The organism is Paenibacillus sp. FSL W8-0187, assembly GCF_037969755.1.
In the GTDB taxonomy this organism is placed as follows: Bacteria; Bacillota; Bacilli; order Paenibacillales; family Paenibacillaceae; genus Paenibacillus_AQ.
Map to the genome: position 1 here is coordinate 5539280 of NZ_CP150206.1, position 16428 is coordinate 5555707.

At 48.4% G+C, this 16428-nt stretch carries 16 protein-coding genes and 1 pseudogene; 7 read left to right on the plus strand and 10 right to left on the minus strand.

The window, feature by feature from the left end; translation table 11 throughout:
• Positions 1 to 51: 51 nt before the first annotated feature.
• Complete coding sequence (locus tag MKY48_RS24990) at positions 52 to 1128, plus strand: SDR family oxidoreductase (RefSeq protein WP_339291454.1); 1077 nt, start codon at positions 52 to 54, stop codon at positions 1126 to 1128.
• Positions 1129 to 1200: 72 nt separating this feature from the next.
• On the opposite strand, the gene MKY48_RS24995 is transcribed toward MKY48_RS24990, so the two are convergent.
• Entirely contained in the window at positions 1201 to 1575 is a 375-nt protein-coding gene (locus tag MKY48_RS24995; RefSeq protein ID WP_100538657.1) for a helix-turn-helix domain-containing protein, read from the minus strand.
• 34 nt (positions 1576 to 1609) lie between these two features.
• On the minus strand, positions 1610 to 2959 hold the full coding sequence (locus tag MKY48_RS25000) for a PLP-dependent aminotransferase family protein (protein WP_339291456.1): 1350 nt from the start codon (positions 2957 to 2959) through the stop codon (positions 1610 to 1612).
• Positions 2960 to 3128: 169 nt separating this feature from the next.
• Here MKY48_RS25000 and MKY48_RS25005 point away from each other — a divergent pair, with 169 nt between their 5' ends.
• The 3 genes from MKY48_RS25005 (at position 3129) to MKY48_RS25015 (ending at position 5754) form a co-directional block, all read left to right on the plus strand.
• On the plus strand, positions 3129 to 4112 hold the full coding sequence (locus MKY48_RS25005; protein WP_339267071.1) for a glycoside hydrolase family 43 protein: 984 nt from the start codon (positions 3129 to 3131) through the stop codon (positions 4110 to 4112).
• A gap of 166 nt (positions 4113 to 4278) precedes the next feature.
• The gene (locus tag MKY48_RS25010) at positions 4279 to 4944 is read left to right on the plus strand and encodes a DUF6198 family protein (protein ID WP_098748299.1); all 666 of its coding nucleotides are present in this window, start codon (positions 4279 to 4281) and stop codon (positions 4942 to 4944) included.
• A gap of 141 nt (positions 4945 to 5085) precedes the next feature.
• Positions 5086 to 5754 (plus strand): hypothetical protein, encoded by a 669-nt coding sequence (locus MKY48_RS25015; protein ID WP_339291459.1) that lies wholly within the window; start codon positions 5086 to 5088, stop codon positions 5752 to 5754.
• Between the two features lie 130 nt (positions 5755 to 5884).
• On the opposite strand, the gene MKY48_RS25020 is transcribed toward MKY48_RS25015, so the two are convergent.
• The 4 genes from MKY48_RS25020 to MKY48_RS25035 all read right to left on the minus strand — a co-directional run bounded on the left by MKY48_RS25020 (position 5885) and on the right by MKY48_RS25035 (position 8252).
• Positions 5885 to 6523 carry an SdpI family protein gene (locus tag MKY48_RS25020; protein ID WP_339267076.1) on the minus strand — a complete coding sequence of 213 codons (639 nt, stop codon included), beginning with the start codon at positions 6521 to 6523 and terminating at the stop codon, positions 5885 to 5887.
• Positions 6507 to 6791 carry an autorepressor SdpR family transcription factor gene (locus tag MKY48_RS25025; protein WP_076324201.1) on the minus strand — a complete coding sequence of 95 codons (285 nt, stop codon included), beginning with the start codon at positions 6789 to 6791 and terminating at the stop codon, positions 6507 to 6509. Before MKY48_RS25025 ends, MKY48_RS25020 begins: the two co-directional genes overlap by 17 nt.
• A gap of 229 nt (positions 6792 to 7020) precedes the next feature.
• Positions 7021 to 7524 (minus strand): GNAT family N-acetyltransferase, encoded by a 504-nt coding sequence (locus MKY48_RS25030; protein ID WP_339291461.1) that lies wholly within the window; start codon positions 7522 to 7524, stop codon positions 7021 to 7023.
• Between the two features lie 146 nt (positions 7525 to 7670).
• Positions 7671 to 8252, minus strand: coding sequence for a TetR/AcrR family transcriptional regulator (locus MKY48_RS25035; protein ID WP_339291463.1), 582 nt, complete (start codon positions 8250 to 8252; stop codon positions 7671 to 7673).
• A gap of 379 nt (positions 8253 to 8631) precedes the next feature.
• Between MKY48_RS25035 and MKY48_RS25040 the strand changes: the two genes are divergently transcribed.
• Entirely contained in the window at positions 8632 to 9807 is a 1176-nt protein-coding gene (locus tag MKY48_RS25040) for an MFS transporter (protein WP_339293557.1), read from the plus strand.
• A 32-nt stretch (positions 9808 to 9839) separates the two neighbouring features.
• Positions 9840 to 10024 (plus strand): annotated as a pseudogene (locus MKY48_RS25045) (LLM class flavin-dependent oxidoreductase); the annotation flags it as partial.
• A 59-nt stretch (positions 10025 to 10083) separates the two neighbouring features.
• Here MKY48_RS25045 and MKY48_RS25050 read toward each other — a convergent pair.
• The 4 genes from MKY48_RS25050 to MKY48_RS25065 all read right to left on the minus strand — a co-directional run bounded on the left by MKY48_RS25050 (position 10084) and on the right by MKY48_RS25065 (position 14245).
• A complete protein-coding gene (locus MKY48_RS25050; protein ID WP_339291465.1) occupies positions 10084 to 11556 on the minus strand; it encodes a chromosome condensation regulator RCC1 in 1473 nt (490 codons plus the stop codon).
• A 128-nt stretch (positions 11557 to 11684) separates the two neighbouring features.
• Positions 11685 to 12164 (minus strand): hypothetical protein, encoded by a 480-nt coding sequence (locus MKY48_RS25055; RefSeq protein WP_339291467.1) that lies wholly within the window; start codon positions 12162 to 12164, stop codon positions 11685 to 11687.
• Between the two features lie 165 nt (positions 12165 to 12329).
• Positions 12330 to 12986 (minus strand): hypothetical protein, encoded by a 657-nt coding sequence (locus tag MKY48_RS25060; protein WP_339291468.1) that lies wholly within the window; start codon positions 12984 to 12986, stop codon positions 12330 to 12332.
• Between the two features lie 404 nt (positions 12987 to 13390).
• Positions 13391 to 14245 carry an NAD(P)-dependent oxidoreductase gene (locus MKY48_RS25065; protein ID WP_339291470.1) on the minus strand — a complete coding sequence of 285 codons (855 nt, stop codon included), beginning with the start codon at positions 14243 to 14245 and terminating at the stop codon, positions 13391 to 13393.
• A gap of 1123 nt (positions 14246 to 15368) precedes the next feature.
• On the opposite strand from MKY48_RS25065, the gene MKY48_RS25070 reads away from it, so the two are divergent.
• Positions 15369 to 16016, plus strand: coding sequence for a transcriptional regulator (locus tag MKY48_RS25070; RefSeq protein WP_339291472.1), 648 nt, complete (start codon positions 15369 to 15371; stop codon positions 16014 to 16016).
• Positions 16017 to 16428: the final 412 nt, after the last annotated feature.

Here is a 16428-nt window from a genome sequence, read left to right on the forward strand (position 1 = left end):
CTAACGTGCAAAATGACATTAATCAAGAACATGTCGTTAGGAGATGAATTTATGAATACGGATCAACATTCACATTATTCGCAAAAGACGGCTTTGGTTGTAGGAGCCAATGGGGTGATCGGCCGCAACCTCATCGAATACCTTGCGACGCTTCCCGATTGGGATATTATTGGTGTATCGCGCCGAGGCGGGGAATCAACGAACCGCGTTCGTTATATATCGGCCGACCTGCTTGATCGCGAGGATACGATCGCCAAATTAAGTCACTTATCGGAAGTGACGCATATCTTCTATGCTGCCTATCAGGACCGGCCAACGTGGGCCGAGCTCGTTGCACCGAATCTGGCGATGCTCGTCCATGTAGTGGAAGCTATCGAGCCGATTGCTGCCAATTTGCAGCATGTCAGCCTGATGCAGGGTTACAAGGTATACGGCGCGCATCTCGGTCCATTCAAGACGCCAGCACGGGAGACAGATGCCAGCCATATGCCGCCAGAGTTCAATATCGATCAGCAGAACTTCCTCGAGGAACGGCAGCAAGGCAAAGCTTGGACCTGGTCAGCCCTGCGTCCATCCGTTGTCAGCGGCTTCGCCCTTGGAAACCCGATGAATCTGGCGATGGTCATTGCCGTCTATGCCTCGATTTCGAAAGAGCTCGGCATCCCGCTGCGTTTTCCAGGTAAGCCCGGGGCCTATCACACTCTGCTGGAGATGACCGATGCCGATCTGCTCGCGAAGGCTACAGTATGGGCAGCAACCGATGATCGATGCGCCAATCAAGCATTTAATATCACGAACGGGGACTTGTTCCGTTGGAACGAGTTATGGCCGAAGATTGCGAACTACTTTGAAATGGAAACCGCGCCACCCCTGCAGATGAATCTGGAAACGGTCATGGCGGATAAAGAGCCGGTTTGGAATCGTATGGTTGAGAAGCACGGACTTGCGGAGCACACGTATCAAGAGGTTTCATCTTGGAAGTTCGGTGATTTTGTGTTCTCCTGGGATTATGATTTCTTTGCAGACGGTTCGAAGGCCCGACGCTTCGGATTTCATGAGTATGTCGAAACAGAGGCCATGTTCATGAACATCTTTGACGAGCTCCGGCGGCGTAAAGTCATTCCATAAGTTATCGCGCAAGCTGCATGACGAAGAGCCGACTATACGTGGAATAGTCGGCTCTTTCATTTATCACACCTTTTAATGCCTATCCTCAAATGCCGGCTTCTCCAGCACCATGGCCGATTCGCCATACTTCCGTTCGATATGAATATCTCCCCATCTGCACATCAAATGAAGAATTTCCTTTAAGCTCCAGCCATACTCGCTCAATTCATACTCCACCTTGGGCGGAACCTGATTATACGTCTTGCGTAATATAATGCCCTCCTCTTCCAGCTCCCGCAGATGCTGTGTCAGCATTTTTTGCGTGATCTGGGGAATCAGGCTTAAAAATTCGCTGTTGCGTCTTTTACCGAAGGTAAGATGAAAGAGAATGACCGGTTTCCACTTTCCGCCGATGACCTCCAGCGTAGCTTCGACCGCGGTGTTGTATACTTTTTCCTTATGCTCCATGAAAAGCCTCGCTCCTTCGTTCCACGATATGGCATTACCAGTGATTTCCGACCTCTCGCTTTACTTCTTCCACTATAACACGAACCCCTTCCTCGATCTGTTCCAATCGCGCTCTGGAAATACTGATACGTATAAACTTCTCGCGCATAAGGTAGTCGGACAGATAAAACAGCTTGCCGGACACCACATGAACGTTCCGCTCTTGTAGCCGCCTGATCAATCGCTCCAAGTTAACGGTCTGCGGCAGCTTAAACAGTTTATATATGCCGCCGTCGCCGGGCATGGCTTCAATGAATCCGGTTCCCTCGTACGGTTGCAAAGCGGCATTCAGGGCTTGCATTCGGGTTTCATACTGGCTATAAATCTTCTGTTTGTGCCGCTCGTACATCCCGTTGCTGATATAAATTTCGAGCGCCGCTTGGGACAGCAGCGACGTATCCCCATAACTACTGTGGGCATTAAACGTTTGGAGTAAATGTTCCGGCAGGACGACGGCTCCCAGGCGTAATCCAGGGAAAATAATCTTCGAGAAGCTCTTCAAATACACGACATGCGAAGTTCGGTTGTAGGCATAGATGGGATCGTATCCCCGCTCCTCGCCGAGATCAGCCATATAATCGTCTTCCACAATGTAGACATTATATTTCGCCGCCAGGTTAGCAATGGCCTTCCTCTGCTCTGCACTATAGGTGGTGCCCAGCGGATTATGATATCTTGACATCGTATAGAAAAATTTAATATGTCCGGATCGGAAATGCCCCTCCAGAGCCTGCAGGTCGATCCCCGCTGCCGTGCGGGTTAATCCGATAACGGGTACTCCTTCACTCTCCAACAACTGCAAGTAGTTATTGTAGCTTGGCTGTTCGACCAGAATGGCGGAATGTCCGCCGGGAAACGGCATTTTTGTCAAAATCTCAAGCGCCTGCTGGGCGCCCGCCGTAATCACGATCCTCTCCGCGGCAGTGAACACTTGAGCTCCTGCCAAATGGGAGACCAGGGTATGGCGCAGTTTCTCCATCCCTTGCGGATCGCCATAGGTAAACAGTTCATATTTATAGGTATCAATCGCCTTGTTCAGGCAATGCTGAAAATCCAGATACGGGAATACATTCACATCCGGAGAGGCCGAAGAGAAATCGATCATGGTGCTGACACTCGCGTCTTCTTCCTCTTTCGGACGGTCGACCACATAATATCCGCTCTGGGATACGGAATAGATCGCATGTCGTTTCTCAAGCTCGGCGTAGGCTCGCAGCACGGTGCTGACACTGCATCCGTACGTGAGCGCAGCACTCCGTACGGAAGGCAGCTTCTGCCCGGGACGGTATTGTCCTTCCGAGATTTTGGATTCCATATCCGAGAGGATGGACAAGTATTTTCTCATCATGCACCTCCTGTCATTTCTATGCTTGATTATATCCGACCGAGCCTCAATCTAAAAAGATCTAATATTTTTAGGTGAAAAACCTAATTTTATTAGGTTTTTTGTGAGGAAAGCGTCTGATAGAATAAATACAAGCGCTTACAATGCAACGATTCAAGGAGGAAACGTGATGACCAAACCCGTACAGCCTAATGAACCGATCGTAACCCATATCTATACCGCGGACCCTTCCGCCCACGTATTCGAGGGTAAAATTTATATTTATCCATCCCATGATCTGGACCACGAGAATACCTCCAATGATAACGGCGACCAGTATGACATGGAAGATTACCATATTCTATCAATGGATGATGTGAATGCTCCATGCGTAGACCATGGCGAAGCCCTTCATGTAAAAGATGTTCCATGGGCGAAAAAGCAAATGTGGGCACCGGATGCTGCCTTCAAGAACGATACTTACTATTTATACTTCCCTGCCAGGGATCATGACGATATTTTCCGTCTTGGCGTAGCGACAAGCTCGTCCCCTTCCGGCCCCTTTAAGCCGGAGCCTCATTACATCCCGGGCAGCTACAGCATTGACCCTGCCGTATTCGTGGACGACGATAACCGGGCCTATATTTACTTCGGCGGCCTCTGGGGCGGACAACTGGAACAATGGCAGACCGGATCGCATATTTCGGATGCGGAAGGACCTGCCGCAGATGCGCCTGCCATCGGACCGCGGGTTGCAGAGCTGAGCGACGACATGCTTACTTTCAAGGAGACGCCGCGAGAAATATCCATCGTCGATGAGGAGGGCAACCCGATTGTCGCGGGGGATGAAGAGCGAAGATATTTTGAAGGACCTTGGGTCCATAAATACAACGGCACCTACTATCTTTCTTATTCTACCGGCTCAACACACAAAATCGTCTACGGCACGAGTCAAAGTCCAACGGGGCCTTTCGAGTTCAAAGGCACGATTCTAACACCTGTTATCGGCTGGACGACCCATCACTCCATCGTTCAGTTTCAGGATAAATGGTATCTCTTTTACCATGACAGCTCCCTCTCCGGCGGGGCCGACAACAAACGCAGCGTCAAGTTCACCGAGCTGACCTACCATGAGGACGGTACCATTCAGACCATTGATCCGTACGGTAAATAAGGCATATCAAGCTGAATTCCACGATGATGGAGTTCAGCTTTTTTTATTTCATTTTTTATACAGCTGCTTCGCTGTCGTTGTTTAGTGATATAATGAAAGCTGCTATCATTTTTTGATGTTAGTGTCGGCGGATCCATCTATATCATAACGAAGAAGGAATGCAACCATGACAAGGCAGCTTATGAAACGATATATCATCCTCATTGTAGGTCTATTCTTAATGGGACTTGGCACGGCTCTCGTGACCAAAGCCAATATTGGAACCTCCCCTATTGCCAGTGTACCGTATGTGCTGAGTTTAAAATTCCCCCTCTCCATGGGACTGATGACCATCCTGTTATGCCTGCTGTTTGTGGTGATCCAGGTCCTCCTGCTCGGTAAGCAGTTTCCCAAGATGCAATATCTGCAAGTGTTTGTCGGTGTTCTGTTTGGCCTGTTTCTGGATATGGGGGCGTATATCGTAAGTTCGCTCAACTTTACAGTGTATTTCATGAAAATTTTGGCGTTACTGACGGGCTGCATGATTCTGGCCATCGGCATCTATCTTCAAATCATCGCGAATACGATCCTGAACCCGGGTGAAGGCATTGTGAAAGTCATCTCTGAAAAGCTCGGTGCCGAATTCGGGAACATTAAGATCATGTTCGACTGGACCCTGGTATCCATCGGCATCGTCATCTCGCTGTTTGCTTTCGGTTCGATTGAAGGCGTACGCGAGGGCACGGTCATTTCGGCTTTTCTGGTCGGTTATTTTATCAAGCTGCTGCGCCGGATCATGTTTCGTTTGCGCAGCAAAAGAGCCCGGGAAGCAGTGCTCGAGCAGAGCTCGTAATTTTCATGAGAATCCTGTGGTGAAACGATCACATTTTGATTATAATAAGTGGCAAGAGACGAAGAACGTCCCAGCGCATTCCTTATTTGGAGTGAGGCCGGGGCGTTCTTTTTTTATTTATATGGGGAGGTATACCGTAAGATGGATTTTGTGAAGGCTCATGGGACATTTATGCATTATCATCTAAGGAACAGAACCGGAGAAAGAAGAGGTCGTCTGGAACGAGGGCATGGTGAGGCCGAAACCTTGTTTTGCCAAAATGTCTGGTGGCCGCTGCGTGGTCATTTTCGCGAATTACATCCACAATTCGAGGTACTGGATTGGCGCGGACGATCCTATTATTGCAGCTTCGCCTTCATCACTCCGCATCTGAGGCTGATCATCGAGGTTAAACCATTTAGCACACATACAACCGAGATGGACCGGCAGAAATATTGCAACGAGCTGAATCGGGAAACCTTTTTATCCGCCATGGGTTATCAGGTGATTTCATTTACTTGCGATGATGTGGCTCACCGCCCGGAGCTGTGCATGACGCTCCTGCGGATGGTCATAAACCGGTATCTGGCAGAACCGCATTCAACAAGTGTATCCACGGTAACAGAACGTGAAATCATCCAATTTGCATGCATGCTTGCACGGCCCCTCCGCCCGATCGATGTGAAGACACATCTGCGTCTGAATCATCGGACCGCCCTTCGCTTCCTTCATTCTCTTTGCGATAAGGGGCTGTTAATTCCGGTAACCGGGTCCCAGGGCAAACATGTCGTGAAGTATGAGCTCCATCCCTATGCGGCGCAGTGCCTATAGCTGCTATGGGGGAGGTCTCCCGAACGGATAGACTCGCGCTTTGCCGTAAAATAAACAAGCTGACCCATTCGATCCTGGAGTCAGCTTGTTGGCAGTTCGTGTAGTTTATGCTTTGAGAACCCGCCCGTTATTACACACCCTTTTTATACAAAGAGAATGAGTATATCGCTGGAGCCGCTGCAATCAGTATAATGATAGGGACAACTGCGACGGCAAGGTTCACCTTCAGAAACGCCATCAGGATCATGAACGCTCCGCCTGCCATCCATAGATACCCTGCAAAACGATGCGTTTTATTCCAATTATCCTGGCTGTTCAGCGTCCAAGGCAGCTTGATGCCCACCGTATAATTCTGTTTGCTCTTCGGCAAATAATTGCCGGTGACCACCAAAAGCATGCCCACGAGAGCCGGTGCAATCGTCTGGATCGGCAGCTCGGCCCCCATGGCCTTGAACAGCGTGATCGGCATGAGAATGAGAGACAGCGCGGGGATGAGCCAAAGACCCATCGTTCTTAAAACCGGGGCAGCATTCATTTTCTTAGGATCGTTGTTAAGCGCTACATGCATAATGACGTTAATAACTGCCGTAAACAACGGAAGCACAAACGCCGCAATCGCCTTCGACACATAATTATCCGGATTGCCCGCCGCGTCCCAGTGAACAGCCACCTGCTCAGGCAATTGGCTATACAGCGTCATTGATAAAATAATCGGCAACAAACAGATCAGCGTTGTTATAACCAGCATCGAACTATTCTTTTTCCCCATCTTGTTTCCCCCCGTTAAATTGTGAAAACCACAACATAATTTCTTCGAAAACGGACACGTTGATCTCATAGTAAATATAATTTTTATATTTCGTTTCAAATATCAGCCCGGCCTTCTTCAGCTGCGATAGATGATACGAAATAGTTGCCCCGGTCATATCAAAATGCTGGCCGATCTCTCCGGCTGACATTTTACCGCGCTTGAGCATAACGAGGATGTCCCGTCTCACCGGATCAGACAACGCCTTAAATGTTTCCGGAAACCCCAATGTGCATCACCCATGTTTCTATTTAGAATTTCATCTAAATACATTATCTCTCATCCCTGCACCGAATTGCAATACCTATTTTGAAAAAAATCTAAATAGAAGATGAAATGGGTATCCCGACAGGCCCCATCACCATAACCAAGAAATCGTTACTTATCTTAAAACAACAAAAGTCCGCTGCGGAACAGCACACGAGCTGATCCTCAGCAGACTTACTTTCAAGGTCTGTTTATCCAAGTACCTTTTCAAATACCGGAAAGCTTGCTGTTCTGCCCGGGAAGTTGACTTCTCCCCGCAGGTCATAACCTAATCCTTGATACAGCTTGAGTGCAGCGGTATTCTTGGCATAGGTATCCAACCGAAGACTCGTGTAACCCTCTCGAGCGGCATATTCTTCGGAGAAGGCTACCAATTTTCGCGCAATGCCCTGTCCGTGTGCTTCCGGATCGACGGCAAGCCGATGCATCATGAGATGCGGTCCCTCTACTTGCCTCCAATTAATGGTCTCGTACTGTTCATCCTGCGTTTCATCGAGGACAACAATCCCCAAGATGCGGCCTTCGCGCTCAGCTGCAAACAATGTTCCTCGCTGCAAATCTTCACCGATCACCTCTCGGTTCGGATACTGATCATCCCATTGATCGCTGCCTCCGGCCTGCATGACCGCAACACAGCGGGTTATCAAAGCCATGATCTCTTGAAGATCCTCTATTCGTCCTGTCCGTATGTTCATATCCATCGATGCACCTACTATTGTTTTTTTAGAACAGTTTACTATGCTTGGACGGCTGCAACAACACCTAAACATGAAACCCAAAAGGCATCCGCGAATTACTTTGGTGGGATAGCGCCTTTAAACGTTCCAGTTAGGATGACCATTTATCTAAGCAATGTAAGCGTCACCTCTATCGTATTATTTACGAATGAGCGCTCCGGACGGGATTTCAACATGACGGTCAGCCCAATTAGCGATACGATGAGCGCTTGTGATAAAGCTTTGGCGTTTGTGTCACTCGCAAGCTCGCCCGATTGTATGCCTCGTTCAATGGTTTCTTGAAATATGACCGCCAGGTACATCTGATGCTCCCTTGTCAGAATTTCAAATTTCTCATCATGAGGCGCAAGCTCGACCATCGTATTGATGCAAAAGCATCCTCGGCTGCGGCTTACGGAATATTCCTCATCAACCACATTCTCAAAAAGAGCTCGAAAAGCCTCTCTGACCGATGGCTTGTTTTGAAGCCTGGTTCGCGCCTCGGAAGCATGCGACATCGTGTATTTTCGCAGAGCGGTTTCGAACAGTTCTTTCTTGTCTCCAAAGGCTGAGTATATACTGGGCCGCTGAATGCCCATTCCGGAAGTCAAATCGCTCAATGAGGTAGCCTCATATCCCTTCTCCCAAAATAGCTGCATTGCGGCATCTAATACTTTCTCTTCATCAAATTCGCGGATTCGCCCCATGATTGATTACCTCTCGTTACTTTTTATTTTCAGGAAACTCCATGATCAAACTGCATGTGAATAACACTTTTTCATTACCAATCAGTATAATTCATTTTATGATGTACCGCTGCTCTTGTCAAATACCGATCCCCTGTATATTACATTGTTATAACTATATTATCAAATGTTACTCATACGATTGAAATAAATCCGTTGACATAGATTGTTATTATGGGATATATTTATCAGGCGATTTAACATACCGATCGGTACACAAAAAACCTCGATAGGATTGGTGCATAAAATGGAAAAATTGATAGCAAAAAAAGCGGTCCATGACGAAGCAGCGGCGAATGCGTCACAGGGGACGGTGACCACGGCCGAATCCGGTAATCGTATGCCTTTGACTCGTTACGTTACGTTATTGTTTGCGATTGCTTGCGGTATGTCAGTTGCCAATATCTACTTCGCTCAGCCGCTGCTCGATGAGCTGTCGAACGAGTTCAACATGGACTATTCCATCATTGGAATTCTGATTACCGTCACACAGATCTTTTATGCATTGGGACTGCTGCTGCTGGTGCCTCTAGGGGATTTACTGAACCAGCGTCGATTAATTATCGCTCAAATGGCGATCTCCATGGCGGCTCTCGTTATCGTTGGAACTGCTTCGTCCGGCACGATGCTCTTTGCAGGTTTGGCTTTGGTCGGATTGCTTGCCGTAGTAACGCAGACTATTGTGGCTTTTGTGGCGACCATAGCTGCTCCTGCTGAACGAGGGCGTGCCGTAGGTATGGTAACCAGTGGAATTGTGATTGGGATCCTTCTTGCGCGAACCATTTCAGGAGTTTTGAAGGATCTTGCAGGATGGCGTTCGGTTTATTTGGTTTCTGCTGCGTTGATGCTGCTCATGGTTTACGCATTATATAAGGTGCTGCCCAATGTTGAGCGTAAGGTAAAGACTCTTCCCTATTCTCAACTGCTTAAGTCGGTACTGATGTTGTTCCTGCAAGAACGGTTATTACGAATCCGCGCTGTTTTAGCTATGCTGATTTTTACCGCTTTCAGCATTTTGTGGACACCATTGGTGCTGCCTCTTAGCGCGCCGCCACTATCCCTTTCGCACTCTGCCATCGGGGCGTTTGGTCTCGTGGGCGTCGTGGGTGCATTGGCTGCAGCAAAGGCCGGTAAGCTAGCCGATCGAGGTTACGGCCAAAGAACGACGGGAATTGCATTGTCCCTGCTATTGCTGTCATGGCTGCCGATCAGCTACACGGAACAGTCCCTGTTTGCCTTAGTCATTGGTATTATTCTGCTGGACTTGGCGGTACAGGCGGTGCATGTCACGAATCAAAGTATGATATTTGTATTGCGCCCACAAGCGCGCAGTCGCATGGTTGCCGGGTATATGATTTTTTATTCCATCGGAAGTGCCGCCGGTTCCATTGCTTCGACCCATATCTATGCACAGTATGGCTGGCATGGAGTTTGCTTGCTTGGAGCCTCCGTCAGCGCTGTTGCTCTTATATTTTGGGTTATGACCAAAGGCGTTAAGGGCAATAACGGTTACTAAAATCTAAAGGAGAGTATTTCCTAGTGGCTGGCATTACTTCGTTTGTAGAAACTAAGCGGATGTTCACACAGGTGAAGTGAAGAGTCATGTCCCAGCTGTTGCGAAAAGTGTTAGAAGAAATTGTTCTTACTGATAAAGTGGGACCCTTCATGTGTTTGTAGGCGGGCATCATCGGAAGGATTATGCGGCATCTTCGCCGACGGTTGTGATGTCCGCATGCCTTTCCTTACAATAGCAAAAGGCACGCCGCATGGGCGTGCTTTCATCAACCTTTCCTTATGGTGTTTTCCCCAGGATCACTTCGCCTGTCGCTTTATTCCAGAACGACGGAATGCCAAGCTTTGATGTGATCAACTCCAATGGAAACATGCTCGAATCAGCCAGGAATGGAATGCTGGCATTTTCTCGCGTCACCTTCCCGTTCACCAATACAACTGCAGGATCACTGGACTTAATGGATACGGTATTCCCTCCATAAGAGAAAGACCAAATTGGAAATCGATGATTTCCGTGTTTCGGATCCGGATTGGACTGTCCGCGCTTCACTTTGATCCCGAGCGCTTCAAATACGCTATTATACGGTACATACAGCTTGTCTTTCACAATGGCGGATGATCCGTAGAAGCTAACCTTTTGTCCGTTTACCGACCAGGACAGAGGAGGCTGTACGAAGACTGGATTCCCATCGTTCTCGTTAAGAGAGCCGCTGCCCTGATATTTCTCTTCTCCCCAAGCCAGCACCTTACCGTCCTGATTGGTTGCATAACCTGTATATCCCTTGGTGCCCCATAACGCCGTTATACCTGTCAGACCTTTCACTTGAAAGGGCTTTGCCGTCGGGTCGTTGTAATTCCACTGCCAGACCGTGCCGTCGTTTTTAAGCATAAATAAACGGTTGGACCCTGTTCTTATCTCTCGGATTTCTTTAAGACCCTTTACTGCAATCGGCGCTTGCTGCTTGGTATTCACATTCCACCGCAGCACCGTCCCATTCTCATGCAGCAGGAACACGTCATACCAATCCACTGCGATTCCGGTAATGGAGGAGGTAACCAGCGGTTTAACCTCGCCAAACTCGCGTTCCAGGCGGAATCGATCGTAGAAACTGTTATATACCGTTAACATATCGACGCTGCCGTCTTTACCGAGAATCAGTGCCTCATGTCCGGCGACCATTATTGTTTTTGCATTCGTGACTCCTTTGATAGGGAAGTACTTGACAGTCATCTTTAAATGATCATTCGGATCATACGTCGGACGCCATATCGTTGCAGTCCCATCCTTATGTAATGCGACAGAGCCATGGTTTGAAATGACCAAACTGGCTACACCCTTAAGTCCTTCCAGCTTCATCAGCCCTCCCCGTTTTTGGAAAGGATCCCCGTTAATATAAGGCGAGTAATTATCGCCCCAGGCCCACACATCCCCGTTTTTGTCCAAGGCATATGAAGAATTGTCACCTGCCGCCACCTGAACAATATCAGTTAGACCCGCAACTTGCTTTGGCACCAATTGATGAATGCTAGTCCCGTCACCTACTTGACCTGACTTGTTATAACCCCAGGCGGTCACGGAGCCGTCGCTCCATGCCGCTACACCATGCCCGCTGCCGCCAGCCACGCTTACCGGTATGGGGCGGGAATCACCGTTCACGGCCTTTGCAGCTCCCACAACGCCCATCGCGGTACAATTGACTGCCAGCAGTATCGTCACTAACATATAAGCTACTCTACGTTTCAATACCTTCAAGTATGAGGCCTCCATTCTCAATCCTTATAATGGTATATAATACCATATCAAAAGATGGTACGGAAAAAATAGTATACTGCCCGTTCTGATAGCTGGAATCAGTTACTCAAATCATTGCTTAAGTCAGGTTACGTCTGCTGGAACAAGGTTGCGGTCACCTGGCAGGCCGCGCACAGGAACATATAATAAATGCCTTCTCCATACTCCTCGATCTGTTCCCAGTCCAACTGCCCGATGAATGTCATGCTTTTGGAACAGCAGGAGCAGGAGGGATATACGGCGTCCTGAATCCAAGCCGGATAGCCGCCGATTTGCGAAACCGCCGGACCAAGCGTCCAATAGGCCGCATAATAGCTGTTGCGAGGATGGTCCGCAAGCCGTAAGGACTGCCCCACCGCCGAATAGTTCCTATCATCCTCCTCGGAATCAGGCTCCGGTACATAACCCTGTCTACTATTGACTTGGCTCCATTCGGATTTCCCATGGAAATCTACGTCCATATAGATCGTATCGTAACAGCTGCAGTTCAGGCAGGTGCTCACTCGCAGCCTCTCTCCGGACAACCCCAAGAATTGAAACTTCGGATGGCTGATGTCCAGATCCGTCAAAGTGGTTAGACTGCTTCCGCACCATGGACAGAGAGTGGAATGCTCCTTCAAAAATTTTGCGGGTTTCGGTTCTGCTACACATGTGCTTTCTGACAGCTCTATTTTTTCTATGGCGTAGCTGTCATGATAGAATAATAGGCGCTTGCTCCCTTTCTCCGTAAGCTCTCATCCCCCTTCATGCGCATAAGCTTCAGGCGGAACATATAGTTCCTCTGCCCATGATGGAGGCACGGCCCGCCATTCTTGAAATTGGTGCACAACCTGATCATCCCCAATCCAACCCAGGGCAAGCAGCAGATGGTTGCGGTTATCCTTGTCCTGTTCTACTTGTTGTAGCAGCTTGTCGCGGCTATGGGCAGATGCATCTTTGAACAAAATGCCGGGGTAATAGATACCGTGCTCCATCAATGTTGGGATACAGGATTCAAGCGACTTGTTCTGATAGCAGACCAGGGAAACCACAATTTCCTGGCAGGTGTCCTCATCGCCCGCTTCCAGCAGATCAAGGGCGATAGTCAGCATGCGCTCGGCCTCACTTGGTGATAATGCTGAATAGACCTCTTCTCTTTTCAGAGGATAGGGAATATATCGAATCAATGGATCCCGCCTCAGCGGGGCATGCATGATCTTAAGGATCTCTACTGGATCTGTAATCCCTTCGTATAAGTCGATGTCTCTCCGATTTTGTTCTATGTAACGCTGCCGTTCCTTGCGCTCCATTTCCTGCTTGCACGGCATGCAATAACCGCCGGTCTTGGCCGCAGTTGCCGGTAATATCGTTGCGGAACAGCCTTCGCTTCGACATGGCAGCCGTTCTGTCATGCTAGCCCCTCCTTGTTCTATGGTTAGTCAACTCGGTTCAGTTGGATTCTGGCTCTTATTCTATGGTAAGTCCACTCAGTTTGATCCTGGCTCCTATTCATCCTCATGGCCATAATCTCCTCTATTAACTATAACTTTCTTTTCATTCCCATATCAACAGGGGCTAAATGAATCATACCACTGGACCGGCAGGTATTTAGATTTCAGCATATTAGGGAGCATGATGATTGGGAGCCCTATAGCGTCTCCATTGGAGTCGTGCACGCTGCTCCCTGTATGCACGGTGCGTGGTCCGGGACATGCTCTATATGCTAATCCTTCCTTTACGGTGTCCATTGTGAATAGCATACTCCTTGTGTATGTACTCTTAACGGTGGAACCGGTTGGCGCATCGCTAAGCGCTCTCATCTCAGCGAATGCGCGAACCCTGTTCGCCACGTGGGGTGCAGCGGATGCCAACCGTACTCCTGCCGGGCTTTGGCGTTGAAAGCACCCCGTTCGCCGCGCTTACTCCCCGCTTGATATGCTGGAGCAGGCGCTTGCAGCGCCTCGGCATACACCGGTAGCCACACCGTACCTGTAGCAGGCTCGTCATCTACGATATTGACCGGACCCGCCGGCCAGTTCAATGCCTGCAGAGCGGCATTCGCCGCATCCTCGACATGGAGAAATGACATGATGCCATCCGTTGCCGGAAGAGCTCGAGTTCGTACCTTTTCCGCCATTACCCCGTTGGCGTCGTACCACGTGCCAGGGCCATAAAACATACCATACCTTAAAATGACGTGATTCGGCATTTGTGCAACGGCATGTTCCAGCGAGACGATCCCGTCTATCGTGGACTTGCGCGGCGCAGGCGCCTGGACATCCAAGGGGACGTCTTCGGTGGCAGGATGATCTCCGGGCTCATAAGCCCAGGCAATGCTCTGGGCAATCATTCGTTTAACGCCATGGATCTGCGCGGCTTCTACCAGATGACGGGTACCCTCCATTCGAATCCTCGCATTATCCTCCAGATTCCATTGGCTTAGCGAAGTGAGCTGATGGATAACGACATCCGGCCGTATTTCCCCGATCGCGGCTATCATCCCTTCCCGATCAAAAGCATCTGCTATGATCCCCCTTGCTCCCCATGATTCGATCAACCCTTTTCGCTGAGGATGGTGGGTCATGCCTGTAACCTCATGACCAGCTTGCACCAGCCTCGGAAGCAACCGCTGACCGATAACGCCAGTAGAGCCTGCTACGAATATTTTCATAAATGATAACCTCCAGTCTGCTGCATATGAAGTGGATTGGGTATCTCCCCATCAAGAATGGGATATTTTCAGTTTGATCTTAGCATGAATGGATAGACAGCTATAAGTACCACTTTTCATCAAGTCAACCATGCCATTTCATTCGATTGAGAGATTATGACTGACAGGTGGAAAGAGTACGGGGCACTCGCAGTTTGACAGGCGCGACAGGGTGCACTGTGACAAGCGTGAATAGAGTACTCGCTGTACGTGAACAAAGCATTGTAGTTAGACAAGTGCTTAAAGCACTGTTGTTTGACAAGCACGATAGAGTACACAGCAATCTCATATTCGTTCAACATAAAAACGCACCACATTAAGTGGTACGTTTTTATGGGAACAACCTTCTCCTATCATTACTCTTCGTCTATTACATTACTTACTGATATATGCATACGGCTGTGCAACTGCTGGCACTCCGGCTGATCGCACACGCTATAAAAAGTAACAATTCGATTCGTATCCACCGTATCGATTTGAGAGTTGCAATGCCTGCACAAGATGACACCCATATTCACCTTTTTAATGGAATTGTTCACGCTTCACTCATCCTCTCTTGGTATCAGATTTGTGTTCGAACTTCCCAGCCATCGTCTTCCTGATTAATTGCAGGACTGAACCTCCCCTTCTCGCTTCAAACTCGTCTGGTTTCGATCCACCTCCAATAATGCATATTTTATAATCATCTTATGTGATTAATGTACATTATAAATAAATAATACACAATATATATTCGTGTATTTGTTTAATCGCATCATATATGACGTCATATTTATTTGAACAACATAAAAAACGCTCCCTGTAGTAACAGAAAGCGGTTCAATGACCTAATTTGCGAAGATCAGGCTTTCAGATCTTTTTAAATCAATTGGCGAACTATATCGCTGTCAAGCATAATATGAAAGCAATACCTTATTGCTAAACCCGCAAAACACGAGTTATACTAGCCATCATAAGGACGTGAAGAACACGCCGCTTCTATGCAAAGTGCCCCAATGAAAGATTGGGTTGCATTGTATGGGGCGGCTTTTTTATGTTCTAGCGCAATCGCATTCCATCTGATACTGAGGGGGAAAATTTGAACATGTCACGGTTTGATCAACAATATGAGCTTTGGATGCACACGAATATCCTGAATGAAACAAATCCCCGCAGGCTCGAGATCCTTCATAAAGGGTTGGGCCACGGCACCGTCGAGTTTCTGCGCTCGGTATGGTTTCCGGCGATCGGTAATTTCAATGACTTGCATCCGGAATGGGAAGTACGCGATTTCGGCAATGGTTATCGTTATTTGGACCTTGCCTATATGCCCGGTGATGCGAGAGGAGGGATCGAAATCCAAGGATACGGTCCACATGCCCGTGATCTGGACGTAAGAAGGTTTAAGGATTTATGCCGCCGTCACTGCTTATTGGCACTGGATGGTTGGACATTCCTTCCCATTGCCTACCCCTCCATCGTCGATGAGCCAAAACAGTGCCAGCAGCTCATCTTATCCTTCGTCGGCAGATTTGTGGCAACAGATGTACCTGCGTCCTTAAGTTGGCTGGAGGCAGAAGCTGTCCGATTTGCGCGGCGATTGCTGCGACCGATAACGCCCTTAGAACTCGCTAATCATCTTAGGGTGAGTGACCGGCATACCCGACGCTTATTGCATAAACTGGTCGAGCTCCAGATTCTGGTCATAGCAAGCGGTCAACAACGAGCCCGAATCTATGAACTCCGCTTGTAATGAACTGCAAACACGCACCTATGAAACTCCACTTGTTACAGCAGGACTTACGGGAGCATCCAGCAGTTCTTGCAGATATTGCAGGTATTACAGGTTATTGCAAGTATTGCAAGTATTGCAAGTATTGCAAGTATTGCAATTATCCAATAGACAACTAAACAAACTAAAGGACACCAGATCCGTTATTTCGGAAAAAACAACCACTTTACCCGTTCTTCCGGACTCAGAATCCGCTATTTACTTTAAATACCACGAATTATCGCATTTCCCTATGTAATAGCGGATCTGGTGTCCTCATATAGCCAAAAACCCACCGATCGAGGCTAAATAGCGGAACCACAGTCCTCATAAATAACGTTGCAACACTCATCAACGAGAACGTATCTATAAACTCCGCTTGTAATAAACTGCG

Bases quoted from the DNA above. Each gene is read 5' to 3' on its own strand.
- MKY48_RS25070 (WP_339291472.1), top strand. From the start codon at position 15,369: ATGTCACGGTTTGATCAACAATATGAGCTTTGGATGCACACGAATATC.
- MKY48_RS24990 (WP_339291454.1), top strand. From the start codon at position 52: ATGAATACGGATCAACATTCACATTATTCGCAAAAGACGGCTTTGGTT.
- MKY48_RS25015 (WP_339291459.1), top strand. From the start codon at position 5,086: ATGGATTTTGTGAAGGCTCATGGGACATTTATGCATTATCATCTAAGG.
- MKY48_RS25030 (WP_339291461.1), bottom strand. From the start codon at position 7,524: ATGAACATACGGACAGGACGAATAGAGGATCTTCAAGAGATCATGGCT.
- MKY48_RS25000 (WP_339291456.1), bottom strand. From the start codon at position 2,959: ATGAGAAAATACTTGTCCATCCTCTCGGATATGGAATCCAAAATCTCG.
- MKY48_RS25035 (WP_339291463.1), bottom strand. From the start codon at position 8,252: ATGGGGCGAATCCGCGAATTTGATGAAGAGAAAGTATTAGATGCCGCA.
- MKY48_RS25020 (WP_339267076.1), bottom strand. From the start codon at position 6,523: ATGGGGAAAAAGAATAGTTCGATGCTGGTTATAACAACGCTGATCTGT.
- MKY48_RS25005 (WP_339267071.1), top strand. From the start codon at position 3,129: ATGACCAAACCCGTACAGCCTAATGAACCGATCGTAACCCATATCTAT.
- MKY48_RS24995 (WP_100538657.1), bottom strand. From the start codon at position 1,575: ATGGAGCATAAGGAAAAAGTATACAACACCGCGGTCGAAGCTACGCTG.
- MKY48_RS25040 (WP_339293557.1), top strand. From the start codon at position 8,632: ATGCCTTTGACTCGTTACGTTACGTTATTGTTTGCGATTGCTTGCGGT.
- MKY48_RS25010 (WP_098748299.1), top strand. From the start codon at position 4,279: ATGACAAGGCAGCTTATGAAACGATATATCATCCTCATTGTAGGTCTA.
- MKY48_RS25065 (WP_339291470.1), bottom strand. From the start codon at position 14,245: ATGAAAATATTCGTAGCAGGCTCTACTGGCGTTATCGGTCAGCGGTTG.
- MKY48_RS25060 (WP_339291468.1), bottom strand. From the start codon at position 12,986: ATGACAGAACGGCTGCCATGTCGAAGCGAAGGCTGTTCCGCAACGATA.